At 64.9% G+C, this 24,842-nt stretch carries 21 protein-coding genes; 5 read left to right on the forward strand and 16 right to left on the reverse strand.

The features are described 5' to 3' along the window. Position 1: 1 nt before the first annotated feature. The 9 genes from A7D27_RS11105 to A7D27_RS11145 all read right to left on the reverse strand — a co-directional run bounded on the left by A7D27_RS11105 (position 2) and on the right by A7D27_RS11145 (position 10,072). Positions 2–922 carry an FAD:protein FMN transferase gene (locus A7D27_RS11105; RefSeq protein ID WP_371914815.1) on the reverse strand — a complete coding sequence of 307 codons (921 nt, stop codon included), beginning with the start codon at positions 920–922 and terminating at the stop codon, positions 2–4. Positions 923–1,001: 79 nt separating this feature from the next. Beyond that, positions 1,002–2,228 carry an NADH:ubiquinone reductase (Na(+)-transporting) subunit F gene (nqrF, locus tag A7D27_RS11110; protein WP_069561702.1) on the reverse strand — a complete coding sequence of 409 codons (1,227 nt, stop codon included), beginning with the start codon at positions 2,226–2,228 and terminating at the stop codon, positions 1,002–1,004. A gap of 9 nt (positions 2,229–2,237) precedes the next feature. Next, positions 2,238–2,846: an NADH:ubiquinone reductase (Na(+)-transporting) subunit E gene (nqrE, locus tag A7D27_RS11115; RefSeq protein WP_069561703.1), complete on the reverse strand. Its 609-nt coding sequence runs from the start codon at positions 2,844–2,846 to the stop codon at positions 2,238–2,240. Continuing rightward, on the reverse strand, positions 2,846–3,520 hold the full coding sequence (locus A7D27_RS11120) for an NADH:ubiquinone reductase (Na(+)-transporting) subunit D (protein WP_170832289.1): 675 nt from the start codon (positions 3,518–3,520) through the stop codon (positions 2,846–2,848). The genes nqrE and A7D27_RS11120 overlap by 1 nt, the downstream gene beginning before the upstream one ends. Then, positions 3,517–4,305 carry a Na(+)-translocating NADH-quinone reductase subunit C gene (locus A7D27_RS11125; RefSeq protein WP_069561704.1) on the reverse strand — a complete coding sequence of 263 codons (789 nt, stop codon included), beginning with the start codon at positions 4,303–4,305 and terminating at the stop codon, positions 3,517–3,519. The genes A7D27_RS11120 and A7D27_RS11125 overlap by 4 nt, the downstream gene beginning before the upstream one ends. Next, complete coding sequence (locus A7D27_RS11130; RefSeq protein ID WP_069564907.1) at positions 4,298–5,509, reverse strand: NADH:ubiquinone reductase (Na(+)-transporting) subunit B; 1,212 nt, start codon at positions 5,507–5,509, stop codon at positions 4,298–4,300. The genes A7D27_RS11125 and A7D27_RS11130 overlap by 8 nt, the downstream gene beginning before the upstream one ends. 1 nt (position 5,510) lies before the next feature. After that, complete coding sequence (locus A7D27_RS11135; RefSeq protein WP_069561706.1) at positions 5,511–6,848, reverse strand: Na(+)-translocating NADH-quinone reductase subunit A; 1,338 nt, start codon at positions 6,846–6,848, stop codon at positions 5,511–5,513. A gap of 271 nt (positions 6,849–7,119) precedes the next feature. Further along, on the reverse strand, positions 7,120–8,511 hold the full coding sequence (locus A7D27_RS11140) for an amino acid permease (RefSeq protein ID WP_069561707.1): 1,392 nt from the start codon (positions 8,509–8,511) through the stop codon (positions 7,120–7,122). Between the two features lie 94 nt (positions 8,512–8,605). Further along, on the reverse strand, positions 8,606–10,072 hold the full coding sequence (locus tag A7D27_RS11145) for a glyceraldehyde-3-phosphate dehydrogenase (protein WP_069564908.1): 1,467 nt from the start codon (positions 10,070–10,072) through the stop codon (positions 8,606–8,608). 133 nt (positions 10,073–10,205) lie between these two features. Here A7D27_RS11145 and mfd point away from each other — a divergent pair, with 133 nt between their 5' ends. From mfd to A7D27_RS11160, 3 genes are read left to right on the forward strand one after another with little or no spacing between them, the layout of a single operon-like run. Further along, complete coding sequence (mfd, locus tag A7D27_RS11150) at positions 10,206–13,658, forward strand: transcription-repair coupling factor (protein ID WP_069564909.1); 3,453 nt, start codon at positions 10,206–10,208, stop codon at positions 13,656–13,658. An 11-nt stretch (positions 13,659–13,669) separates the two neighbouring features. Next, positions 13,670–14,194, forward strand: a complete 525-nt coding sequence (locus tag A7D27_RS11155) for a CsiV family protein (RefSeq protein WP_069564910.1) — start codon at positions 13,670–13,672, stop codon at positions 14,192–14,194. A gap of 3 nt (positions 14,195–14,197) precedes the next feature. Further along, positions 14,198–16,837, forward strand: coding sequence for a DEAD/DEAH box helicase (locus tag A7D27_RS11160; RefSeq protein ID WP_069564911.1), 2,640 nt, complete (start codon positions 14,198–14,200; stop codon positions 16,835–16,837). Between the two features lie 29 nt (positions 16,838–16,866). Here A7D27_RS11160 and A7D27_RS11165 read toward each other — a convergent pair whose 3' ends face one another. The 4 genes from A7D27_RS11165 to A7D27_RS11180 are packed head-to-tail and all read right to left on the reverse strand — an operon-like array spanning position 16,867 to position 19,897. Continuing rightward, on the reverse strand, positions 16,867–17,604 hold the full coding sequence (locus tag A7D27_RS11165; RefSeq protein WP_069564912.1) for an S-methyl-5'-thioinosine phosphorylase: 738 nt from the start codon (positions 17,602–17,604) through the stop codon (positions 16,867–16,869). A gap of 10 nt (positions 17,605–17,614) precedes the next feature. Further along, positions 17,615–18,613: a beta-N-acetylhexosaminidase gene (nagZ, locus tag A7D27_RS11170; RefSeq protein WP_069564913.1), complete on the reverse strand. Its 999-nt coding sequence runs from the start codon at positions 18,611–18,613 to the stop codon at positions 17,615–17,617. An 11-nt stretch (positions 18,614–18,624) separates the two neighbouring features. After that, the gene (locus A7D27_RS11175; protein ID WP_069564914.1) at positions 18,625–19,146 is read right to left on the reverse strand and encodes a L,D-transpeptidase; all 522 of its coding nucleotides are present in this window, start codon (positions 19,144–19,146) and stop codon (positions 18,625–18,627) included. A gap of 43 nt (positions 19,147–19,189) precedes the next feature. Then, positions 19,190–19,897: a TetR/AcrR family transcriptional regulator gene (locus tag A7D27_RS11180; protein ID WP_069564915.1), complete on the reverse strand. Its 708-nt coding sequence runs from the start codon at positions 19,895–19,897 to the stop codon at positions 19,190–19,192. A 236-nt stretch (positions 19,898–20,133) separates the two neighbouring features. On the opposite strand from A7D27_RS11180, the gene lexA reads away from it, so the two are divergent. Both lexA and sulA read left to right on the forward strand, forming a co-directional pair. After that, positions 20,134–20,742 carry a transcriptional repressor LexA gene (gene lexA, locus A7D27_RS11185; RefSeq protein ID WP_069561716.1) on the forward strand — a complete coding sequence of 203 codons (609 nt, stop codon included), beginning with the start codon at positions 20,134–20,136 and terminating at the stop codon, positions 20,740–20,742. Between the two features lie 11 nt (positions 20,743–20,753). Then, on the forward strand, positions 20,754–21,221 hold the full coding sequence (gene sulA / locus A7D27_RS11190) for an SOS-induced cell division inhibitor SulA (protein WP_069561717.1): 468 nt from the start codon (positions 20,754–20,756) through the stop codon (positions 21,219–21,221). 53 nt (positions 21,222–21,274) lie between these two features. On the opposite strand, the gene A7D27_RS11195 is transcribed toward sulA, so the two are convergent. The 3 genes from A7D27_RS11195 to topA all read right to left on the reverse strand — a co-directional run bounded on the left by A7D27_RS11195 (position 21,275) and on the right by topA (position 24,817). Then, complete coding sequence (locus A7D27_RS11195) at positions 21,275–21,508, reverse strand: hypothetical protein (protein ID WP_044405053.1); 234 nt, start codon at positions 21,506–21,508, stop codon at positions 21,275–21,277. Positions 21,509–21,579: 71 nt separating this feature from the next. Then, positions 21,580–22,098, reverse strand: coding sequence for a DUF6586 family protein (locus A7D27_RS11200; RefSeq protein WP_069564916.1), 519 nt, complete (start codon positions 22,096–22,098; stop codon positions 21,580–21,582). 109 nt (positions 22,099–22,207) lie between these two features. After that, entirely contained in the window at positions 22,208–24,817 is a 2,610-nt protein-coding gene (topA, locus tag A7D27_RS11205; protein ID WP_069564917.1) for a type I DNA topoisomerase, read from the reverse strand. Positions 24,818–24,842: the final 25 nt, after the last annotated feature.

The raw sequence follows: 24,842 nt of genomic DNA on the forward strand, positions 1-24,842 counted from the left end.
TTCAGTGCGCCTCCGTGGGGAACAGTTGCTCGAAGCGGCGACTGCCGCGGGTGGTGAAGCCCGTGCCTTCACGGGTTACGAAGAACGCGGCGATGTCGTGGCGGTCGGCAAACGCCAGGCCGGCCTCGGGGCCGAGCACCATCAACAGCGTAGACAGTCCGTCAGCCCTCAGCGCCGACGGGTCGATGACCGTGACTGCTGCCAGGTGGTGGGTGATCGGTGCAGCGCTCGTGGGATCGAGGGTGTGAGAATACCGCTGACCACCCCGCTCGAAGTAGTTTCGATAGTCGCCTGAGGTGGAAATGCCCATGTCCTGCAATGCAACAATCTTCTGCGCCACCTGGCGGTCGTCGCGCGGTGCTTCGATGGCCACGCGCCAGGGGCTGCCGTCGGGCTTGCGGCCGACGGCCTTCATTTCCCCGGTGATCTCCACCAGGGAGCTGGTCACGCCCAGCTCGCCCAGCCGAGCGGTGACACGGTCCACGGCGTAGCCGGCGGCGATGGCGTTGAAATCCAGTTGCACGGCGGCGTCCTTGCACAGCTCGTTGCCCTGGCGCTTGAGGTGCTGGTGACCGACATCGGCCCGGGCCGTGGCGATGGCCTCGGCGCTGGGCACCTGGTCGCCTCGTGACTGCGGGCCGAAGCCCCAGAGGTTGAGCAGCGGCTCCAGGGTCATGTCGAAAGCGCCGTCACTTTGTGCGGACAGGCTGTCGCCAAAGGCCACCAGTTCCAGCATGGGCGCCGGCAGGACCATGCAGCGGCCTGCCGGCAGGGCGTTGAAGCGCTCCACGTCGGAGTCGGCGCGGTAGGTGGACATATGCCGGTCGATCTCGGCAAGGATGCCCTCCACTTCGCCCCGCGCCTGCTCCACGGAGGGCCCGGACGCGTTGCGCACGTACTTCACCGAGTAGCTGCTGCCCATGGTCGGGCCGCCGAACTGTTCCAGGGAGTCGCCGCAACCGGCCAGCAGGAAGCTGGCCGAAAGCAGCAATACAAAAGGTTTAACCACCGAAGTCGTCCAGCAGGATGTTCTCGCGCTCGACGCCCAGGTCCAACAACATCTTGATCACTGCCGCGTTCATCATCGGCGGGCCGCACATGTAGAACTCGCAGTCCTCGGGGGCCGGATGGTCCTTGAGGTAGTTCTCGAACAGCACGTTGTGGATGAAACCGGTGTAGCCGGTCCAGTTGTCCTCGGGCTGCGGGTCGGACAGCGCCAGGTGCCACTGGAAGTTGGGGTTCTCGGCGGCCAACTGGTCGTACTCCTCGGTGTAGAAGGCTTCACGCAGGGAGCGCGCGCCATACCAGAAGCTGATCTTGCGCTGGGAGCCCAGGCGCTTGAGCTGGTCGAAGATGTGCGAGCGCATGGGCGCCATACCCGCACCGCCACCGATGAAGACCATCTCGGCCTGGGTCTCCTTGGCGAAGAACTCGCCGAAGGGGCCGTACACGGTGACCTTGTCGCCCGGCTTGAGGTTGAACACCCAGGAGGACATCTTGCCCGGAGGGATCTCGTCCTTGCCCGGCGGCGGCGAGGCCACGCGGATGTTGAACTTCACGATGCCCTTCTCGTCCGGGTAGTTGGCCATGGAGTAGGCGCGGATGACGGTCTCGTCGACCTTGGAAACGTACTTCCAGAGGTTGAACTTGTCCCAGTCGGCGCGGTACTCGGGCTGGATGTCGAAGTCCTTGTAATTGACCACGTGGGGCGGGCATTCCAACTGGACGTAGCCACCGGCGCGGAAATCCACGCTCTCCCCTTCCGGCAGGCGCAGGGTCAGCTCCTTGATGAAGGTGGCGACGTTGGGGTTGGACTCCACCGTGCATTCCCACTTCTTCACCCCGAAGACCTCTTCGGGTACTTCGATGTGCATATCCTGCTTCACCGGAGTCTGGCAGGACAGGCGCCAGCCTTCCTTCGCCTGGCGGCGGGTGAAGTGGGACTCCTCGGTGGGCAGCATCTCGCCGCCACCGCTCTCCACCACGCACTTGCACTGGGCGCAGGTACCGCCGCCGCCGCAGGCCGAGGAGAGGAAGATGTTCTGCGCCGCCAGGGTCTGCAGCAGCTTGCCGCCGGCCGGGACGGTGATGGTGCGTTCACGGTTGATCACGATGTTCACGTCGCCGCTGGAAACCAGCTTGGCGCGGGCGGCGAGGATGACCACCACCAGCGCGAGGACGATGGCGGTGAACATGCCAATGGCGAGGAAGATTTCGAAACTCGGCATGTCGTCTCCTTACAACTGGACGCCCGAAAAGGACATGAAGCCCAGCGACATCAGGCCGATGGTGATGAAGGTGATGCCCAGGCCCTGCAGGCCCTCGGGTACATCGCTGTACTTGAGCTTCTCGCGGATGCCGGCGAGCAGCGCAATGGCCAGGGCCCAGGAGAAGCCGGAACCGACGCCGTAGACCACGCTCTCGCTCAGGTTGTAGTCGCGCTCCACCATGAACAGCGAGCCGGCCATGATGGCGCAGTTCACCGTGATCAGCGGCAGGAACACGCCGAGGGCGTTGTAGAGCGAGGGCACGTACTTGTCGAGCAGCATCTCGAGGATCTGCACGATGGCGGCGATGACCCCGATGTAGCTGAGCAGGCCGAGGAACGACAGGTCCACGTCCGGCAGGCCGGCCCAGGCCAGCGCCCCGTCCTTGAGCAGGAGGGTGTAGAGCAGGTTGTTGGCCGGCACGGTGATGGCCTGCACCACGATCACGGCGATGCCGAGGCCGATGGCGGTTTCCACCTTCTTGGAAATGGCGATGAAGGTGCACATGCCGAGGAAGAAGGCCAGGGCCATGTTCTCGACGAACACCGCCTTCACGAACAGGCTGATGTAGTGCTCCATCAGTAGGCCTCCTTGTTGGATACCTGGGGCGCGATCTTGAAGGACGGGGCTTCCTTCTGCTCGGTCTTCCAGCTGCGCAGGGCCCAGATGATCAGGCCGATGAGGAAGAAGGCCGAGGGCGGCAGCAGCAGCATGCCGTTGGGCTGGTACCAGCCGCCGTCGTTGATCACCGGGAGGATCTCGTAGCCCAGCAGCTTGCCGGAGCCGAACAGCTCGCGGATCACACCAAGGGCGATGAGCATGGCGCTGTAGCCGAGGCCGTTGCCGATGCCGTCGAAGAACGACAGCAGCGGCGGGTTGGCCATGGCGAAGGCCTCGGCGCGGCCCATCACGATGCAGTTGGTGATGATCAGGCCGACGAACACCGAGAGCTGCTTGGACAGGCTGAAGGCATAGGCCTTGAGCACCTGGTCGACCACGATCACCAGCGAGGCGATGATCACCATCTGCACGATCATGCGGATCGAGCTGGGGATCTGGCTGCGGATCATCGAGATGAACAGGTTGGAGAAGCCGGTCACCAGCGTCAGGGCGATGGACATCACCAGCGCGGTCTTCAGGTTGGAGGTGACCGCCAGGGCCGAGCAGATGCCGAGGATCTGCAGGCCGATGGGGTTGTTGTGCAGGATCGGGTCCAGCAGGACCGAGCGGATCGTGGGTTGCGCCATGTTCATGCCTCCCCGTCGTTGAGCTTGGCCAGGAAGGGGCCGAAGCCGTTCTTGCCGAGCCAGAAATGCAGCAGGTTGTTGACGCCCTTGCTGGTCAGCGTGGCACCGGCCAGGCCGTCGACCTGGTGGCTGGCGCTGGGCGAACCGGGCTCGACACTGCCCTTGATGATCTGGATGGCCAGTTGGCCCTGCTCATCGAACAGGCTCTTGCCGTTCCACAGCGCCTTCCATTTCGGGTTGTCCACCTCGCCGCCGAGGCCGGGCGTCTCGCCGTGCTGGTAGAAGCCGAGGCCGACCACGGTATTGAGATCACCCTTGAGGGCGAGGAAGCCATACAGGGTCGACCACAGGCCGTAGCCACGCACCGGCAGGATCAGGGTGTCCAACTGGCCGTCCTTCTCCACCAGGTAGACGGTGGTGAAGCGCTCGCGGCGCTTGATGGAGGCGATGTCCTGGTCACCCGGCAGGGCGTCGGAGAGCTTCGGGTCCTTGGCGGCCTTCAGCGGGTCGAAGCCGGCGGCCTGGATGGCGTCGCTGTACTCACCGCTGGAGAGGTCCACCACCTTGGCGGTGATGCGCTCGGCATAGAGCGCCTTCACTTCGCTGGCGGACATGCCCGGCTGGCCGAGGCCAGCGATGGAGAGGATGCTGCGCTGCTTGTCCAGCTCGCGGTTCTCCACCTGCACCGGCTTGAGGGCCACCGCCCCGCCGGCGACGAAGATGGAGCACACCAGGCAGACCACCAGGGCCACCAGCAAGGTACGGATCGTGGATTCCTTCTGGTTAGCCATGGCGTGCCAGCCTCCGCTTGATGTTGGCCTGGACGACGAAGTGGTCGATCAGCGGTGCACAGAGGTTGGCGAAGAGGATCGCCAGCATCATGCCTTCGGGGAAGGCGGGGTTGACCACGCGGATCAGCACCACCATCAGGCCGATCAGTGCGCCGAACAGCCATTTGCCGGTGTTGGTCATGGAGGCGGACACCGGGTCGGTGGCCATGAACATCATGCCGAAGGCGAAGCCGCCGAGGACCAGGTGCCAGTACCAGGGCATGGCGAACATCGGGTTGGTGTCGGAACCGATGGCGTTGAACAACGTGCTGGTGGCGATCATGCCCAGCAGCACACCGACGACGATGCGCCAGGCGGCGATGCGGGTCAGCAGCAGCACACCGCCGCCGATGAAGATGGCCAGGGTACTGGTCTCGCCGATGGAGCCGTGGATGGTGCCGAGGAAGGCGTCCATCCAGGTGATGCCGTGACCGATGATGTTCTCCACGCCACCGGCAGCGCCCAGGCTCAGGGACGTGGCGCCGGCGAAGCCGTCCACCGCCGTCCACACGCTGTCGCCGGAGAGCTGCGCCGGGTAGGCGAAGAACAGGAAGGCACGGCCCACCAGGGCGGGGTTGAGGAAGTTCTTGCCGGTACCGCCGAACACTTCCTTGCCCAGCACCACGCCGAAGCTGATGCCCAGGGCCACCTGCCACAGCGGGATGCTCGGCGGCAGGGTCAGGGCAAAGAGCACGGAGGTGACGAAGAAGCCTTCGTTCACTTCATGGCGGCGGATGGCGGCGAACAGCACTTCCCAGAAGCCGCCGACGATAAAGGTCACGGCGTAGATGGGCAGGAACCAGGCGGCGCCCTGGATGATGTTGTCCCACAGGCTGTTGGGGTCGAAGCCGGCCAGGCTGCCGATCAGCGCGAAGCGCCAGCCATCCTGGGCGGCCAGCAGGTCAGGGCTCTGGGCGAACACCAAGTTGGCCTGGTAGCCGACGTTCCACATACCGAAGAACATCGCGGGGAAGGTACAGAGCCACACGGTGATCATCATGCGCTTGAGGTCGATGCCATCGCGCACATGGGCCGTGGTCCGGGTGACACTGGCCGGCCGGTAGAAGAAGGTGTCGATCGCTTCGTACAGGGCGTACCACTTCTCGAAGCGGCCGCCTTGCTCGAAGTTGTGCTCGATCCGGTCGAGGAATTTGCGCAGGCCCATGTCAGCCCTCCTTCTCGATGCGGTTGAGGTTGTCCCGCAGGATGGGGCCGTATTCGTACTTGCCGGCGCACACGTAGCTGCACAGCGCCAGGTCTTCTTCGTCCAGCTCCAGGCAGCCCAGTTTCTGGGCCATCTCGGTGTCGCCGACGATGAGGTAGCGCAGCAACTGGGTGGGCAGGATGTCCAGCGGCATCACCGCCTCGTAGTTGCCCACCGGCACCATGGCGCGCGGACTGCCGTTGGTGGTGGTGCTGAAGGCGAACCGGCGGGCGGCCATCAGCTTGGAAACGAAGATGTTCAGCACCGAGTGCTTGTTCACGCCGGCGCGCAGGTAGTGCATCAGCTCGCGGTCGTGGCCTTCGGCGAGGCAGGACACCTGCAGGTGGTAGCGCCCCAGGTAGGCGCAGGCGCCGCGGGAGGTGCGACCGCCCAACAGGGAGCCGGACACCACGCGATTGACGCCGGGCTTGAGTTCGCCGGCGGTCAGTTCGTCAAGACTGGCGCCCAGGCGGGTGGCCAGCAGGCGCGGCTTCTCCACCACCGGGCCGGCCAGGGCCACGACACGCTCGACCCACAGGCGGCCGGTGGCGAACAGCTTGCCGACGGCGATCACGTCCTGATAACCGATGTGCCAGACGCTCTTGGTGGCGCTGACCGGGTCGAGGAAATGGATGTGGGTGCCCGGAAGACCCGCCGGATGCGGGCCGGAGAAAGCCTCGGCGCGCACGCCGGCAACCTGTTCGCCCGGCAGGCTGACCCCGTCTGCTTTGCACAGGAACACCTGACCCAGGCGTGCCAGCACCTTGAGGCCACGCTCGAAGTCTTCGGCATGGGCAGCGATGATCGGTTGCGGATCAGCGGCCAGCGGGTGGGTATCGAGGGCGGTCACGAAGATCGAGCTGGGAACGGCATCGACAGCCGGCACCCGGCTGAACGGGCGCGTGCGCAGCGCAGCCCACAGCCCCGAACGCTGCAGGTTGTCCCGCACGGCCTGGGGTTCGAGGGCATCCAGGGCGCTGTCCGGGCAGGTATCGAAGACGACTTCGTCGTCGCCGTCCACATCGATCACCACCGACTGCAGCACGCGCTGCTCGCCACGGTGGATGGCCGATACCACACCCGCGGCCGGGGCGGTGAACGCTACGCCGGGGCTCTTCTTGTCGGTGAAGAGGACCTGGCCCAGCTTCACCCGGTCGCCGACCTGCACCTGCATGGTGGGCTTCATGCCGTGATAGTCGAAGCCGATCACGGCCACGCTACGCACGGCTCGCGCAGCCTCGATGCGCTGCTCAGGTTGGCCTGCGATGGGCAGGTCCAACCCCCGTCTGATTCTTGTCATGTTTCTCGCCTGAACCTTGAGAAGGGTTTCGTCCCGGTGTGGAACAGTAGCCGCCAAACGCCAGGCAGGCGCTGGGCTGAAATCGCAGCACGCGGCAGGGCCCCGGGACGAGAACCGCGCATTATAAAGAGGCGACTTCCCAAGCGGCCACTGAAAGTCCCTAAATTTCCGACTGTTAGAGCTATTCGGGCAACCGGAAGTCAGCCAGCGGACGAACGGTCATAGCCCGCCACACCATGAAAAACGGGGGCCGAGGCCCCCGTTTCAGGTTCTACCGGCGCGCCCCGGTGGTGCGCCTGACCCAGTAACAAATCGCAATAAATCCAAGCCAGAACGGAATGGCATAGACCGAGACGTTGATGCCCGGGATCATCAGCATCACGCCCAGGATCAACATCACGAAGGCCAGGCACAGGTAGTTGCTGAAGGGGTACCAGAGCGATTTGAAGAAGGGCTCGATGCCCTGGCGCTGCAACGACTTGCGGAACATCAGGTGCGACAGACTGATCATCGCCCAGTTGATCACCAGGGCCGCCACCACCAGCGCCATCAACAGCTCCAGGGCCTGCTTGGGCGCCAGGTAGTTCACCAGCACGCACAGCAGAGTGATCAGCGCAGACACGCCAATGGCCAGCACCGGCACGCCACGGCGGTTGACCTTGAGCAGTGCCTTCGGCGCATCACCCTGCTCGGCCAGGCCGTAGAGCATGCGGCTGTTGCAGTACACGCCGCTGTTGTAAACCGACAGCGCGGCAGTCAGCACCACGAAGTTCAGCAGGTGGGCGGCGGTGTCGCTGCCGATCAGCGAGAAGATCTGCACGAACGGGCTGCTGCTGTAGGGGTCGCCGGCGGCGTTGAGCGTTTCCAGCAGCTTGTCCCAGGGGTAGAGCATCAGCAGTACGCTGAGGGCACCGATGTAGAAGATCAGGATGCGGTAGATGACCTGGTTGATCGCCTTCGGGATCACCTTCTTCGGCTCGCTGGCCTCGGCGGCGGTGATGCCCACCAGCTCCAGCCCACCGAAGGAGAACATGATGATCGCCAGGACCATCACCAGCCCTTCCAGGCCGTTGGGGAAGAACCCGCCGTGACTCCAGAGGTTGCTCACTGCGGCCTGCTCGCCGCCGGTACCGGAGACCAGCAGGTAGAGGCCGAGGATGATCATGCCGATGATCGCCACCACCTTGACCAGGGCGAACCAGAACTCGGTCTCGCCGAAGACCCGGACGTTGGCCAGGTTGATCAGGTTGATCAGCACGAAGAAGGCTGCCGCCGTCGCCCAGGTGGGCACGTCGGGCCACCAGAACTGGATGTACTTGCCCACGGCGGTCAACTCGGCCATGCCCACCAGCACATAGAGCACCCAGTAGTTCCAGCCGGCCAGGAAGCCCGCATAGCCGCCCCAGTACTTGTGGGCGAAGTGGCTGAAGGAGCCGGCCACGGGCTCCTCGACGATCATCTCGCCGAGCTGGCGCATGATCAGGAAAGCGATGAAGCCGGCGATGGCGTAGCCGAGGATCATCGACGGCCCGGCGGACTTGAGCACCCCGGCAGAGCCGAGGAACAGGCCGGTGCCGATGGCGCCACCCAGGGCGATCAACTGGATATGGCGGTTTTCCAGCCCGCGCTTTAGCGAGCCGGCGTGCTGCTGTTGTCCGTCCATCAGGAGTTCCGAAAAGAGGGGAAGGGTCTAGCGATTACAGCCGGAAAAATGAAAAACGGGAGCCCGAGAGCTCCCGTTTTCACGGACCAGCGACTTAACGCGGGAAGGCCGGCGGGTTAACCCCAGCCATGTCTTCCATCACGCGGACCACCTGGCAGCTGTAGCCGAACTCGTTGTCGTACCAGACGTAGAGGACGACACGGTTGTCGTTGCAGATGGTGGCTTCGGCATCCACCACGCCAGCGTGGCGGGAGCCGACGAAGTCGGTGGACACCACTTCCTGGGAGGAGACGTAGTCGATCTGCTTGTGCAGGTCGGAGTGCATGGCCATCTGGCGCAGGTACTCGTTGATCTCGTCGCGGGTGGTGGCCTTCTCCAGGTTCAGGTTGAGGATGGCCATGGAGACGTTCGGGGTCGGCACACGGATGGCATTGCCGGTCAGCTTGCCTTTCAGCACCGGCAGGGCCTTGGCGGCTGCGGTGGCGGCACCGGTCTCGGTGATCACCATGTTCAGCGCGGCGCTGCGACCACGGCGGCTGCCCTTGTGGAAGTTGTCGATCAGGTTCTGGTCGTTGGTGTACGAGTGAACGGTCTCGACGTGGCCGTTGGCGATGCCGAACTTGTCATTCACCGCCTTGAGCACCGGCACGATGGCGTTGGTGGTGCAGGAGGCAGCGGAGATGATCTTGTCGTCGGCAGTGATCTCGCCGTGGTTGATACCGTGGACGATGTTCTTCAGCGCGCCCTTGCCGGGAGCAGTGAGGACCACGCGGTCGATGCCCGGGCACTTCAGGTGCTGGCTCAGACCCTCGGCGTCACGCCATTTGCCGGTGTTATCCACCAGCAGGGCGTTCTTGATGCCATAAGCGGTGTAGTCGACCGAGGCGGGATCGTTGGAGTAGATCACCTGGATCAGGTTGCCGTTGGCGGTGAGGGTGTTGTTCTCCTCGTCGATGACGATGGTGCCGTCGAACGGACCGTGCACGGAGTCGCGACGCAGCAGGCTGGCGCGCTTGACCAGGTCGTTCTCGGCGCCCTTGCGCACGACGATGGCGCGCAGGCGCAGGCCGTCGCCGCCACCGGTCTTCTCGATGAGGATGCGTGCCAGCAGGCGACCGATGCGACCGAAGCCGTAGAGGACAACGTCGGTGCCTTCACGGGCAGCGCCGTTCTGCTTGCCAACCAGTTCGGCCAGTTCGTCCTGGGTGAACTGTTCGAGGCTGCGACCGGCACCCTCGGCCTTGAACTTGGCGACCATCTTGCCCAGGTCGACGGAAGCGGCGCCCAGCTTGAGCTCGCTCATGGTCTTCAGGATCGGGAAGGTGTCGTGGACCGACAGTTCGGTTTCGTCGGCCAGGCGGTGGCGGGCGAAACGGTGGGCTTTGAGGATGTCGATCACGGAACGGTTGATCAGGCCGCGACCATAGATCGAGGTGACCACATTGTTATTGCGATAGAGCTGGCCGATCAGCGGAATCATCGCTTCCGCGAGGGCTTCACGATCGATCCATTCACCGAGACACTGGTCGGGCTTCTGAGTCACGGGCAGTACCTTCCACATGTAGGGGATGAAAAAAGGGGCTACATTATGACGACGCGCGCAAGCGCCGGCAATCTGCAGCCGTCGCAAGACTGACATCCAGCGGTCGGGATCGTTACAATCGCCCGGTTCGAATTCCGACCGGAGCCTCCTTTTGCCCGCCTCCGTCCTGCGTCTCCCGACCCTCCCTACCGCCAGCGGCAAGCAGCAGTGGGGCAACCTCAACGGTGCGGCCCTTGGCCTGGCCATCGCCGAAGCGGCGAGCGCTGCCCGACGCTTCACCCTGTTGCTGACCGCCGACAGCCAGAGCGCCGAACGCCTGGAGCAGGAACTGGGCTTCTTCGCCCCGGACCTGCCGGTGCTGCACTTCCCGGACTGGGAAACCCTGCCCTACGATCTGTTCTCCCCGCATCAGGACATCATTTCCCAGCGGGTGGCCAGCCTCTATCGCCTGCCGGAACTGGACCACGGCGTGCTGGTGGTGCCGATCACCACCGCCCTGCACCGCCTGCCGCCTCGGCGCTTCCTGCTGGGTTCGAGCCTGGTGCTGGACGTGGGCCAGAAGCTGGACGTGGAGCAGATGCGCCTGCGCCTGGAAGGGGCCGGCTACCGCTGCGTGGAAACGGTCTACGAGCACGGCGAGTTCGCCGTGCGCGGTGCGCTGATCGACCTGTTCCCAATGGGCAGCGACCTGCCCTACCGCATCGACCTGTTCGATGACGAGATCGAGACCCTGCGCACCTTCGACCCGGAAACCCAGCGCTCGGTGGACAAGGTGGAGTCGATCCGCCTGCTGCCGGCCCGTGAGTTCCCGCTGGACAAGAAGGCGGTCACCGACTTCCGCGGCCGCTTCCGCGAGCGCTTCGACGTCGACTTCCGTCGCTGCCCGATCTACCAGGACCTGGCTACCGGCATCACCCCGGCCGGTATCGAGTACTACCTGCCGCTGTTCTTCGAAGAGACCGAGACGCTCTTCGACTACCTGCCCGGCAACACCCAGGTGTTCTCCCTGCCCGGCATCGAACAGGCCGCCGAGCAATTCTGGAGCGACGTGCGCAGCCGTTATGAAGAGCGTCGCGTCGATCCCGAACGCCCGCTGGTGCCGCCGGCCGAACTGTTCCTGCCGGTGGAGGATTGCTTCGCCCGGCTGAAAGCCTCGCCGCGCGTGGTGGCCGACCGCGGCGACCTGGAGCCCGGCGTGGGCCGCGAACGCTTCCCCACCCGCGCCCTGCCCGACCTCGCCATCGAAGGCAAGGCCAGCGAGCCGCTGGCGGCCCTGCGCCGCTTTCTGGAGGAGTTCCCCGGCCGCGTGCTGTTCAGTGCCGAATCGGCCGGCCGCCGCGAAGTGCTGCTGGAACTGCTTGCCCGGCTCAAGCTGCGCCCGCAGGAAGTGACCGGCTGGCCGGAGTTCGTCGCCAGCAGCGAGCGCCTGGCCATCACCATCGCGCCGCTGGACGAGGGCCTGCTGCTTGACGAGCCGGCCCTGGCGCTGGTCGCCGAAAGCCCGCTGTTCGGCCAGCGCGTCATGCAGCGCCGTCGCCGCGAACGCCGCAGCGACGGTGGCGACAACGTCATCAAGAACCTCGCCGAACTGCGCGAAGGCGCGCCGGTGGTGCACATCGACCACGGCGTGGGCCGCTACCTCGGCCTGATCACCCTGGAAATCGAAGGCCAGGCCGCCGAATTCCTCGCCCTGCAGTACGCCGAGGAAGCCAAGCTCTACGTGCCGGTCGCCAGCCTGCACCTGATCGCCCGCTACACCGGCACTGATGATGCCCTGGCACCGCTGCACCGCCTGGGCTCGGAAACCTGGCAGAAGGCCAAGCGCAAAGCCGCCGAACAGGTGCGCGACGTCGCCGCCGAGCTGCTGGACATCTACGCCCGCCGCGCTGCGCGAAAAGGCTATGCCTTCAAGGACCCGCTGGCCGACTACGCCACCTTCTCCGCCGGTTTCCCCTTCGAGGAAACCCCGGACCAGCAGGCCGCCATCGAGGCCGTGGTCGCCGACATGCTGGCGCCCAAGCCGATGGACCGCCTGGTCTGCGGCGACGTGGGCTTCGGCAAGACCGAGGTGGCCATGCGCGCGGCCTTCGTCGCCGTACACAGCGGCAAGCAGGTGGCGGTGCTGGTGCCCACCACCCTCCTCGCACAACAGCACTACAACAGCTTCCGTGACCGCTTCGCCGACTGGCCGGTGCGCGTGGAGGTGATGAGCCGATTCAAGACCGCCAAGGAAGTGGAAGACGCCGCCAACGAACTGGCCGAAGGCAAGGTGGACATCGTCATCGGCACCCACCGCCTGCTGCAAGGCGACATCCGCTTCAAGCAGCTGGGCCTGGTGATCATCGACGAGGAACACCGCTTCGGGGTGCGCCAGAAGGAGCAGCTCAAGGCCCTGCGCAGCGAGGTGGACATCCTCACCCTCACCGCCACGCCGATCCCGCGCACCCTGAACATGGCCGTGGCCGGCATGCGCGACCTGTCGATCATCGCCACCCCGCCGGCACGCCGCCTGTCGGTGCGCACCTTCGTCATGGAGCAGCAGAACACGGTGATCAAGGAGGCCCTGCTGCGCGAGCTGCTGCGGGGTGGCCAGGTCTACTACCTGCACAACGAGGTGAAGACCATCGAGAAGTGCGCCGCCGACCTCGCCGAACTGGTGCCCGAAGCCCGTATCGGCATCGGCCACGGGCAGATGCACGAGCGCGAACTCGAACAGGTGATGAGCGACTTCTACCACAAGCGCTTCAACGTGCTGGTGGCCTCCACCATCATCGAAACCGGCATCGACGTGCCCAGCGCCAACACCATCATCATCGAGCGCGCCGACAAGTTCGGCCTGGCCCAGTTGCACCAACTGCGCGGACGTGTCGGCCGCAGCCACCACCAGGCCTACGCCTACCTGCTGACGCCGCCGCGCAAACAGATGACCGAGGACGCCCAGAAGCGCCTGGAAGCCATCGCCAACGCCCAGGACCTGGGGGCTGGCTTCGTACTGGCCACCCATGACCTGGAGATCCGCGGCGCAGGCGAACTGCTGGGCGAAGGCCAGAGCGGGCAGATCCAGGCCGTGGGCTTCACCCTCTACATGGAAATGCTCGAACGCGCGGTCAAATCCATCCAGAAGGGCGAGCAGCCCAACCTGGAGCAACCCCTGGGTGGCGGGCCGGAAATCAACCTGCGGGTACCGGCGCTGATTCCCGAGGACTACCTGCCCGACGTGCATGCGCGCCTGATCCTCTACAAGCGCATCGCCTCGGCCGCCGACGAGGACGGCCTGAAGGAACTGCAGGTGGAAATGATCGACCGCTTCGGCCTGCTCCCTGAGCCGACCAAGAACCTGGTGCGCCTGACCCTGCTGAAACTGCAGGCAGAAAAGCTCGGCATCAAGAAAGTCGACGCCGGCCCGCAGGGCGGTCGGATAGAATTCGCCGCCGACACCTGCGTCGACCCGCTGGTGCTGATCAAGCTGATCCAGGGCCAGCCCAAGCGCTACAAGTTCGAAGGCGCCACGCTGTTCCGCTTCCTGGTCCCGATGGAGCGACCGGAAGAACGCTTCAACACACTGGAGGCGCTGTTCGAGCGCCTCGTTCCGCAATCCGCTTAAAGGACTGATCCATGCGTGCGTTCCGTTTCATCACCCTGCTGCTCGCCCTGGTGGCTCCCAGCGCCTTCGCCGACGGGCTCTATCAGGTGGAGATGATCCTCTTCCGCCAGGCCGGGGAACCGGTCCCGGCCGGCCAGAACGCCCCGGATGACTGGGCCAACGGCAGCCAGACCCTGTCCAGCGTCGGTGAGCGCGCCACCAACCTGAACAGCGAAGCCGCCCGCCTCACCCCCGGTGCCGGCTATCAGGTGCTGTTGCACAAGGCCTGGTCGCAGAGCATTGGCGCCACCCCGAGCAAGATGGCCGTCACTACCGGCGAAGGCCAGCTCGGCCACTTCCCGGTGGAAGGCACCGTGGAACTGAGCCAGGGCCGCTTCACCGATGTGTCCGTGGACTTCTGGGTCAACCGCTTCGATGCCAGCGGCCTGCTGAGCAGCAGCGAGCGCATCAAGCAGGGCACCCGCCTGAAGAGCGGCGAGCTGACCTACCTCGACCACTCCAGCCTGGGCATCCTGATCCGCATCAACCCGCTCTGACACATGCCCACCCTGCTCGAGCACCTGCGCCAGGAAGACTGGCGCCAGGACTTCGACCAGGGCGCGCTCGACCGCGGCGCCCGCTACGCCCAGCAGCGGAAAGCGCGCCTGCGGGCCATGGACGAGACGCAGCTGCTGGCCAGCTGCGCAGGCTCCGCCGAGACGCCCTACCTGCAGACGATCCGCCTCGCGCCCCATGGGCTCGGGGTGATCGGTCGCTGCACCTGCCCGGTCGGCCTTAACTGCAAGCACTGCGTCGCCGCCATCCTCCAGCTGCTGTCCGACGGCCCGCCGGCCGCACGGCCGGAGCCCGTTACCCCGGCACCGGCGCGCGCACCCCGGCTGCTGAAAGACATCCCGCCACGTCCGCACCTGGCCCTGGGCAGCCTGGCCCAGAGCCTCTATGACCTGCGCAGCGGCCGCATGGTGGGCAACCAGCAGCACCGCGCCGGGCTGGCCTTCGACTATGCAGGGGCGCTGGTCCACGGCAAGAACACCCGCGCCAACCCGGTCAGGCGTCGGCAGGATGGCGAGCTGGTGGCCATGCAGCGCAACCCCCAGGCCGAGGAAACGCTGCGCGAGCGCCTGCGGCAACTGGGCTTCAAGGAGTCCCTGCGGCAGAGCCAGGCCCTGCCGGGGGATCTTCTGGAGTTGTTCGAGCTGCCCGACGACGAGGCCTGGCAGCGCTTCATCCAACTGCAGCTGCCGCAGTTGCGCGAAGAGGGCTGGCTGATCGAGATCCGCCCCGGCTTTCACTTCGATCTAACCCCGGTGGATGGCTGGTATGCCGAGGTGGACGAGCAACCGGGCCAGCAGTGGTTCGACCTGGAACTGGGCATCCTCGTGGAAGGGCAGCGCATCAGCCTGCTGCCAGTGTTGCTCAAGCTGATCCGGGGCAACCCCAAGCTGCTCAGCGCCAAGGTCCTGCAGCGACGCAAGGACGACGACCAGCTGCGCCTCCAGCTCGACACGCTGAGCAGCGAGACCGGGCGGCCCCTGCAGGTCGCCCTCCCCTACGGCCGCCTCAAGCCCTTGCTCGGCACGCTGGGCGAGCTGTTCCTGCGGGATCGCGGCGAAGGCCGCAGCCTGCGGCTCGGACTGCCGGATGCCGCGCGACTCGACCAACTGGAGTCCCTCGGCCTGGCCTGGCGAGGCGGCGAGCGCCTGCGCACCTTCGCCGAACGCCTGCGGGACAGCCGTCACGGCAGCCACCCGGCACCGAGAGGACTGAAGGCCGAATTGCGCGCCTACCAGCTCCAGGGCCTGGCCTGGCTGCAGACCCTGCGTGAGCTGGACGCCGGCGGCGTGCTGGGCGACGACATGGGCCTGGGCAAGACCCTGCAGACCCTGGCGCATATCCTCACCGAGAAGGAGGCCGGCCGGCTGGACCGCCCCGCCCTGGTGGTGATGCCCACCAGCCTGGTGCCGAACTGGCAGGACGAGGCCGCGCGCTTCGCACCGGACCTGAAGGTCCTGGCGCTGCATGGCCCCAACCGGCACAAGGACTTCGAGCACCTGGCCGACCACGACCTGCTGCTCACCACCTATGCCCTGCTGCCCCGCGACCTGCCGCAATGGAAGGAGCAGCCGCTGCACCTGCTGGTGCTGGACGAGGCGCAGAACATCAAGACCGCCACCAGCAAGGCCGCCCAGGCCGTGCGCCAGCTGCTGGCCCGCCAGCGCCTGTGCCTGTCGGGCACGCCGCTGGAAAACCACCTGGGCGAACTGTGGTCGCTGTTCCACTTCCTGATGCCCGGCTGGCTGGGCGATGCCAAGCAGTTCGCCCGTGACTACCGCACCCCCATCGAGAAGCACGCCGACAGCGAACGCCTGGCCCACCTGAACGGCCGCATCCGCCCCTTCATGCTGCGGCGCACCAAGGAGTCGGTGGCGACCGAACTGCCGGCCAAGACCGAGATGATCCACTGGGTGGAACTGAGCGAGGCCCAGCGCGACCTCTACGAGACTGTGCGCCTGGCGATGGACCAGAAGGTGCGTTCGGAAATCGAGCACAAGGGCATGGCCCGCAGCCAGATGGTGATCCTCGAAGCCCTGCTCAAGCTGCGCCAGACCTGCTGCGACCTGCGCCTGGTGGAACCGGAGCGTGAGGTACGCGGCAGCACCTCGGGCAAGCTGGACAGCCTGATGGAAATGCTCGAGGAGCTGTTCATGGAAGGCCGGCGGGTGCTGCTGTTCTCGCAGTTCACCAGCATGCTGGAGCTGATCGAGGGCGAATTGCAGACGCGGCAGATCGACTACCTGCTGCTGACCGGCGAGACCCGCGACCGGCGCACGCCGGTGGAGCGCTTCCAGGCCGGCGAGGTGCCGCTGTTCCTCATCAGCCTCAAGGCCGGCGGCACCGGGCTGAACCTGACCCAGGCCGACACGGTGATCCACTTCGACCCCTGGTGGAATCCGGCAGCCGAACGCCAGGCCACCGACCGCGCCTACCGCATCGGCCAGAACAAGCCGGTGTTCGTCTATAAGCTGATCGCCCGGGGCACGGTGGAAGAGAAAATCCAGCAGCTGCAGCAGCGCAAGGCCGACCTGGCGCAAAGCGTGCTGAGCGCGCCGGCCGGAAGCGACTGGCACCTGCGCGAGGAAGACATCGACGCGCTGTTCGCGCCCCTCCCCCACGCCTGACCCGAGCTACCGCCCGGGCCAGGCATCGGTCACGCCTTCAGCAGGAGGGACAGGGTTTCGCGCACCTTGCCGATACCCGCCGCAAGCGCGGCCTCGATCTCGGCCATGGTGATGATGCTGGTGGACTTGCCGGCTGCCGGATTGACCACCAGGGAGAGGGCGGCGTAAGGCAGGTTCAGCTCGCGAGCGAGGGCGGCCTCAGGCATGCCGGTCATGCCGACGATGTCGCAGCCATCACGCTCCATGCGGGCGATCTCGGCGACCGTCTCCAGGCGTGGGCCCTGTGTGCAGCCATAGACGCCGTAATCGCTGTGGGCGTGGCCGGCGCGACGCAGGGCATCGAGCAGCTTCTGCCGCAGCGGTTCGTCGTAGGGGTGGCTGAAGTCGATGTGGGTGACGTGGTCCAGTTCGCCCTCGAAGAAGGTGCCGATGCGCCCCTGGGTGTAGTCGATCACCTGATGCGGCACCACCAGTTGCCCCGTACCCATCCCGGCGGCAATGCCGCCAACAGCGTTGACGGCGATGATCGCCTCGGCCCCGGAATGCTTCAGCGCCCAGAGGTTGGCGCGGTAGTTGACCTGGTGCGGGGGAATGCGGTGCGGGTGGCCGTGACGAGCGAGAAAGAGCACCTCACGACCGGCGTACTCACCCTGCACGATCCCTGCGGACGGCGTACCGTAAGGCGTCTCGGGATTAAGCAGGGCTTTCATGCTGAGGCCGTCCAGTTGGGTCAGGCCGGTACCACCGATAATCGCGTAAACGGTCATGTCGCTTCCTTCAATCGATCAGCTGGGCTTCGCGCAGGGCAGCCACAGCGGCTTGCCAGCGCGGGTCTTGACAGTATTCGGTGCCTGGGAAGGCACGACGGCGCATGCGGGCCAGTTGCGGGGAGGGGGTAACACCAAGATGCTGCAGGCGCGACAGGGCCAGTTCGGCAGCGGCGCGGTCGTTGCACACCAGCCCCATATCACACCCTGCACTGAGGGCAGCCTCGATGCGCTCGGCCGCATCCCCAACTACATGGGCGCCGGCCATTGAGAGGTCGTCACTGAAGATCACCCCGGTGAACTTCAGCTCGCCGCGCAGGATGTCCTGCAGCCAGCGACGCGAGAAGCCGGCGGGCTGGGCATCGACCTGGGGGTAGATGACGTGGGCGGGCATCATGCCGTCCAGCTCGGACGCCAGACGAGTGAAGGGCACCAGGTCTGCGGCGCGAATCTGCTCCAGGCTGCGCTCATCCGAAGGGATCGCGACGTGGGAGTCGGCCTCCGCCCAGCCGTGACCGGGGAAGTGCTTGCCGGTGGCCGCCATGCCGGCAGCACGCAACCCCTTGATGAAGGCGCCGGCCAGATCAGTGGCGCGCCGAGGATCGCCCTCGAAGGCGCGACTGCCCACCACGGCGCTGCGCTGGTGATCCAGGTCCAGCACCGGGGCGAAACTGATATCCAGGCCGGCGGCCAGCACTTCGGTCGCCATCAGCCAACCGCATTGCTCAGCCAGCGCTTCGGCGTTCGGCGTATCGGCCAGGGCACGCATCGCCGGCAGGCGCACGAAGCCGCGGCGCAGGCGCTGCACCCGGCCGCCCTCCTGATCGACAGCGAGGATGAGGTCGGGGCGCACGACGCGGATCGCGGCGCACAGATCACGCACCTGGCGTGGGTCCTCGATATTGCGCGCGAACAGGATCAGGCCAGCCACTTCGGGCTGGCGCAGGATGTGGCGGTCTTCGGCAGTCAGCCAGGTGCCGCCGATGTCCAGCATCAGGGAGCCTTGCATGGGGTTCCTTGTCAGGGGTTGAGCGCCGCCCACTCGGGCTTGGGCGCTTCGTCGATGCGCACCGCACAGTGGACGGGTACGCGGGGAAAGAGTTCCAGCAGGTCGGCGTTGCGCATGCGGACGCAACCGTGGGAGCGCGGAACGCCCATGGGCTCGGTATCCGGCGTGCCGTGGATATAGATGTAGCGGCGCATGCTGTCGACCTTGCCCAGGCGATTGAAGCCGGGCTCCCGGCCACTCAGCCAGAGGATGCGAGAGAGGATCCAGTCACGCCCGGGGAACTGCTCGTGCAACACCTCAGACCAGACCTCGCCAGTCCAGCGACGTCCGCGCAAAACGGCATTCAGCGGAAGATCGGCACCAATCCTGGCCCGCACTTCGTGGAGACCACGGGGTGTGCAGTTGGAGCCACTGAGTTCACCGGGACCATTGAGGGCCGTCGAAACGGGGTAACGGATCAGCAGGCGTCCAGCAGCGAAGCCGTAGAGGCGCTGATCAGCAATGGAGATATGGAGTAGATCGAGGTCGGACATGGGCGGCTAGCTTAGCTGATCCCGCCGCCCTCGCCCACCGGCGTCAGGCCTTGCCGGATGCGGGAGCGGGCTTTGCCCTGGGCTTTAGTACGGCCTTGGACAGGGCCTCGTCGGCCAGGCCCGTTTCGGCGCGCATGCCCGCCGCGAGGAACGGGACCATCAGGCGCATGACCTGCTCGATGGAGGTGTTCACACCGAAGTCGTTCTCGGCCATGGCCCGCAGCGCCTTGATGCCGGACATGCTGAACGCCGCAGCCCCCAGCATGAAATGGACACGCCAGAAGATCTCAAGGGGTGGCAACCGAGGCGCCGACTCGTTGACCAACAACATGTAGCGACGGAACACCTTGCCGTACACCTCTTCGAGGTACTTGCGCAGGTGGCCCTGGCTCTGGCTGAAGGCGAGCCCGAGCAAGCGCATGAATATGGAAAGGTCATTGCCACTGCGAGGCTTAACCGCCAGCGCCTGATCAACAAGCATGACCAGCAGCTCCTCCAGCGAGGGCGGTACTTCCGACTTGCCCTGGCGTTTGTCGAGCTCACGCTCGAGGCTCTGGCAGAACGGCCCGAGGAAGCGCGAGAAGACCGCCTGGATCAGGGCCTTCTTCGAGCCGAAGTGATAATTCACCGCCGCCAGGTTGACCCCAGCCTTGCTGGTGATCAGGCGCAAGGAGGTTTCGGCGAAGCCTTTCTCCGCGAACAGCTGTTCCGCTGCATCCAGGATGCGTTCGACGGTTTCCGACTGAGCCATGGTTCCCTCACCTGACAAACACTTGTTTGAAACATACGTTTCAACCCCTGCCTTTGTCAAGTCGCACCCACCATCTTCTGACGCATGGGTCACGCCGAAAGACATCTTACGCAGCCGGGGTGAAACCCCACCTGATACGCCGCCGAATGGCAGAGCGGGACTTCAGAAAATACTTGTAGGCCCACCCGATGAACTGTATAAAACACCAGTCACTGTATAAAAAGACAGAGCCCGACATGCTGAAACTGACGCCCCGCCAAGCCGAAATCCTCGCGTTCATCAAACGCTGCCTGGAAGACAACGGTTATCCGCCGACCCGGGCGGAAATTGCCCAGGAACTCGGCTTCAAGTCGCCCAACGCCGCTGAGGAACACCTCAAGGCCCTGGCACGCAAGGGCGCCATCGAGATGACCCCGGGCGCCTCCCGCGGCATCCGCATCCCCGGATTCGAGCCGGCAGCCGAGGAAGGTGGACTTCCCGTGATTGGCCGAGTCGCAGCAGGTGCGCCCATCCTCGCCCAGCAGAACATCGAGGAATCCTGCCGCATCAACCCCGACTTCTTCCACCCTAAGGCCGACTATTTGCTGCGCGTTCGCGGTATGAGCATGAAGGACATCGGAATATTCGATGGCGATCTCCTGGCCGTCCACTCCACTCGCGAGGCCCGCAACGGCCAAGTGGTAGTAGCGCGGCTTGGCGACGAGGTGACGGTCAAGCGCTTCAAGCGCGAAGGCGACAAGGTCTGGCTGATCGCCGAAAACCCCGAATTCAAACCGATCGAAGTCGACCTGCATGAGCAGGAACTGGTGATCGAAGGCTTGAGCGTCGGCGTCATTCGCCGCTAACAGGAGGCGTCATGCAGGTCTCGCAACCGATCGGCCGCACCCAACTCCCCCTCTTCCACGACGCCATCGTCGCAACACCACTCCATGACCTGCTGGAGCCAGAGGCTCCCATAGAAACGGAAAGCGAGGCTTTCAGCGAACTCTCACTGCGAGGCAGCCCACTTCATTGCCGCCACCTGCTGGCGCCGATACTGAGGGAGCTAAGCGAAGAACAGGACGCCCGCTGGCTCACTCTCATAGGTGCGCCCGCCACCCTTAACCAAGCCTGGCTACGGGATGCGGGACTCAACCGTGAGCGTATCCTCCTGCTCGAACCGCGAGGCGGCAAGGACGCTCTGGAATTGGCATGCGAAGCTCTCAGACTGGGACGCAGCCACACCGTCATCAGCTGGCTTTCGCTCAACCCACGGGGCAAGGGCGCGCTCATCAAGGCCGCGCGGGAAGGCAACGCACAGAGCCTGAACATCCACCTCGGATAGCCAGGGCGCTGCTTAATCAAATGGCAATGATCGGCGAGGAGGATAACCGTTGATCAGTGCAAAACGCGGGGCTGGTCATCATGATCCATCTCGCCTTCGGCGAGCCGACCGGCCATCTGCACCCCTACGTTGAGCATGGCCTTGGCCACTTCCAGGTGGTGCCCTTGGAGGAATGCCTTGGCATCAGCGGAGAAGTCCAGCGTCACCAGCGCTTCCTCGTCCTCTGCACGGCGCAGAATAATGCGCCCGTCGGGCAATTCGACTATTTCCAGGAAGGACGTTGTCATCGCTTCATCTCTCCACTAAAGACCGCGCATTGTAACAGCCGGTCGGCTTGGCGCCCTACCCCTTCTGTCACTCAGCATTCTGAGAGACTTTCCCGATAGCGAAGCACCAGCGCCTTGAGCTGCTGACGCCATGACTCCAACTCCTCACGGGAGAGGATTGCCTCTTCCTCATCGAGCGTAACCGCCTCGATCAAGGGAAGCGTCGGGTCCACCTTTGCCTTGGTGGGCGCCTGAGGGGGAAGGAAGAGCGCTTGATAGGTGCAATTCAGAGAACCCAACCAGCTCTCGGGCTGCTGGAACAGCTCTACCAGCTCAGCCAGCTCCGGGCTGGGAGAGGCAGACAGCACCTCTGAACTCAGGATTGCCGCCACATCCGGAGCCCCCGGGTTCGGCATCCGGTAGTAGTGGGTGATCTCGTGGCATAGCCCCAGCAAGGCACCGTGAAGGTGGAAAAGCGCAGCCTCCCGCTCCGCCTGAACCTGGGCTTGCGCATTCATCGCACGTCCCTCCTCCGCCTTGCGCCAACTCTCAAGGCAAAGCCCGGCGAAGAAAAGCTTCTGATTGGTGCGGGTATAGGGCTCATGGGCCATGGCATGGACTCCGGATATGCAATCGGCACAGGGCCGAAACGAAGAAGGCCGGACATTGGGGTCCGGCCTTGCCAGTATGCGCGCATGAGAGCCATGCGCGCAGCGGGACTCAACGCTTGTCTTCGACCTTCCACTTGCCGCCGTCGAAGAACGCACGCCAGCCGGTCGGTTTGCCGTCCACCTCCGACTGCACGTACTGCTCCTTGGTCTTGCGGCTGAAGCGGATGACAGCCGGGCGGCCTTCCGGGTCTTTTACCGGCGCACTGAGCAGGAAGTGGTACTTCGGATCGAGTTCGTCCTTGTGCGGAATCAATTCCAGTACCAGCGGCGCGCGGGTCTCGCGATTCTTCGGGAACTGGCTGGCGGCCAGGAAGAGGCCCGAGGCACCGTCACGCAGCACATAGGTGTCGTCCACCTTCTCGCACTTGAGCTCCGGCATCTTGATCGGGTCGATCTTCGGCGGCGCCGCCTCACCGTTCTTGAGCAACTTGCGGGTGTTCTTGCAGCTGGAGTTGGTGCAACCGAAGAACTTGCCGAAACGGCCGGTCTTCAACTGCATCTCGCTGCCGCACTTGTCACACTCAAGGCTCGGGCCTTCGTAGCCCTTGATGCGGTACTGGCCCTGCTCGATCTCGTAGCCCGAGCAATCCGGGTTGTTGCCACAGATGTGCAGCTTGCGGCTTTCATCCAGTAGGTAAGCATCCATCGCCGTGGAACAGATCGGGCAGCGGTGCTTGCCACGCAGCACGCGGGATTCGGACTCACCCTCATCGTCCGCCGCGATCTCGTCGCCCGGCACGAGGTTGACCGTAGCCTTGCAGCGCTCCTTTGGCGGCAGCGCATAGCCCGAGCATCCCAGGAAGACGCCGGTGGAAGCCGTACGGATCATCATCGGGCGACCGCACTCACGGCACGGAATGTCGGTAAGGGTCGGCTGGTTGGCACGCATGCCACTGTCGCTGCCTTCGGCCAGTTCCAGCTTCTTGCGGAAATCACCGTAGAACTCGTCCAGCAGGTTCTTCCAGTCGCGCTCGCCTTGGGCGACGTCGTCCAGGTTCTCCTCCATGCCTGCGGTGAAACCGTAATCCATCAGGTTGGCGAAGCTCTCGTTGAGGCGCTCAGTGACGATGTCGCCCATCTTCTCGGAGTAGAAGCGACGGTTATGCACCGTCACGTAGCCACGCTCCTGGATGGTGGAGATGATCGCCGCGTAGGTGGAAGGACGGCCAATGCCTCGCTTTTCCAGCTCCTTGACCAGGCTGGCCTCGGAGAAGCGCGCCGGCGGCTTGGTGAAGTGCTGGCTGGGGTCGAGCTTGATCAGCTTGAGCGCCTCGCCTTCCTTCATGTCGGGCAGTACGTCGTCCTCGCCCGGCTTGCTCTGCTGCGGCAGCACGCGGGTATAGCCGTCGAACTTGAGGATGCGGCCCTTGGCACGCAGCTCGAAGTTGCCCGCCGCCACGCTGACGCTGGTGGACAGGTACTCAGCGGGCGGCATCTGGCATGCCACGAACTGGCGCCAGATCAGGTCGTACAGGCGCTCGGCATCACGCTCCATGCCGGACAGCTGAGTCGGCTTGAGGTTGACGTCGGACGGGCGAATGGCCTCGTGAGCCTCCTGGGCGCCTTCCTTGCTCGAATAGAAGTTCGGTTTGACCGGGAGGTACTTGTCACCGAACTCGCCCTCTATGAAGCCACGCACCATGGTGATGGCGTCGGCCGAGAGGTTGGTCGAGTCGGTACGCATATAGGTGATGTAGCCCGCCTCGTAGAGACGCTGGGCCATCATCATGGTCTTCTTCACCCCGAAGCCCAGGCGATTGCTCGCAGCCTGCTGCAGGGTGGATGTGATGAACGGCGCAGAGGGACGGCTGGAAGTCGGCTTGTCCTCACGCCTCTGCACGCTGTAGCTGGAGACTTTGAGCTTCTCCAGCGCGGCCATGGCCTGGGCCTCGTTCAGCGGTTTGAAGGCCGCGCCGTTTTCCTTGGCCACCTCGAAGCGCACATTGGCACCCTTGGCAGTGCCCAGGTCGGCATGGACCTCCCAGTATTCCTCGGGGACGAAGGCGCGAATCTCACGCTCACGCTCCACCACCAGCTTCACCGCCACCGACTGCACACGACCGGCGGACAGGCCACGGGCGATCTTCTGCCACAGCAGCGGCGAGACCATGTAGCCCACCACGCGGTCGAGGAAGCGACGAGCCTGCTGGGCGTTGACACGGTTGATGTCCAGCTCGCCGGGCTGGGAGAAGGCCTCCTGGATGGCCTTCTTGGTGATCTCGTTGAACACCACGCGCTTGTAGCGGCTGTCGTCACCGCCAATGGATTCCCGCAGGTGCCAGGCGATGGCCTCCCCTTCGCGGTCCAAGTCGGTTGCGAGGTAGATGGTGTCGGCATCCTTGGCCAGGCGGCGCAGTTCGTCGATCACCTTTTCCTTGCCGGGCAGGATCTCGTACTTGGCCTTCCAGCCGTGCTCGGGGTCCACTCCCATGCGCGCGAACAGTTGGCGCTTGGCCTTCTCCTTCGGCGAGAGAGCCGGCACTTCGGCTGCTGCAGCCTTGCCGCGCTTGACCGGCTCCTTGGTGGCACTTGCCGAACCGCTGGTGGGCAGGTCACGGATGTGGCCGATGCTCGACTTCACCACGTACTGGTTGCCCAGGTACTTGTTGATGGTCTTGGCCTTGGCCGGGGATTCCACGATGACCAGCGATTTGCCCATGGATCGGAAAGTTCCTGAATTCGAG

The sequence above is a fragment of the Pseudomonas sp. 1D4 genome, assembly GCF_001728925.1.
Lineage (GTDB): Bacteria > Pseudomonadota > Gammaproteobacteria > Pseudomonadales > Pseudomonadaceae > Metapseudomonas > Metapseudomonas otitidis.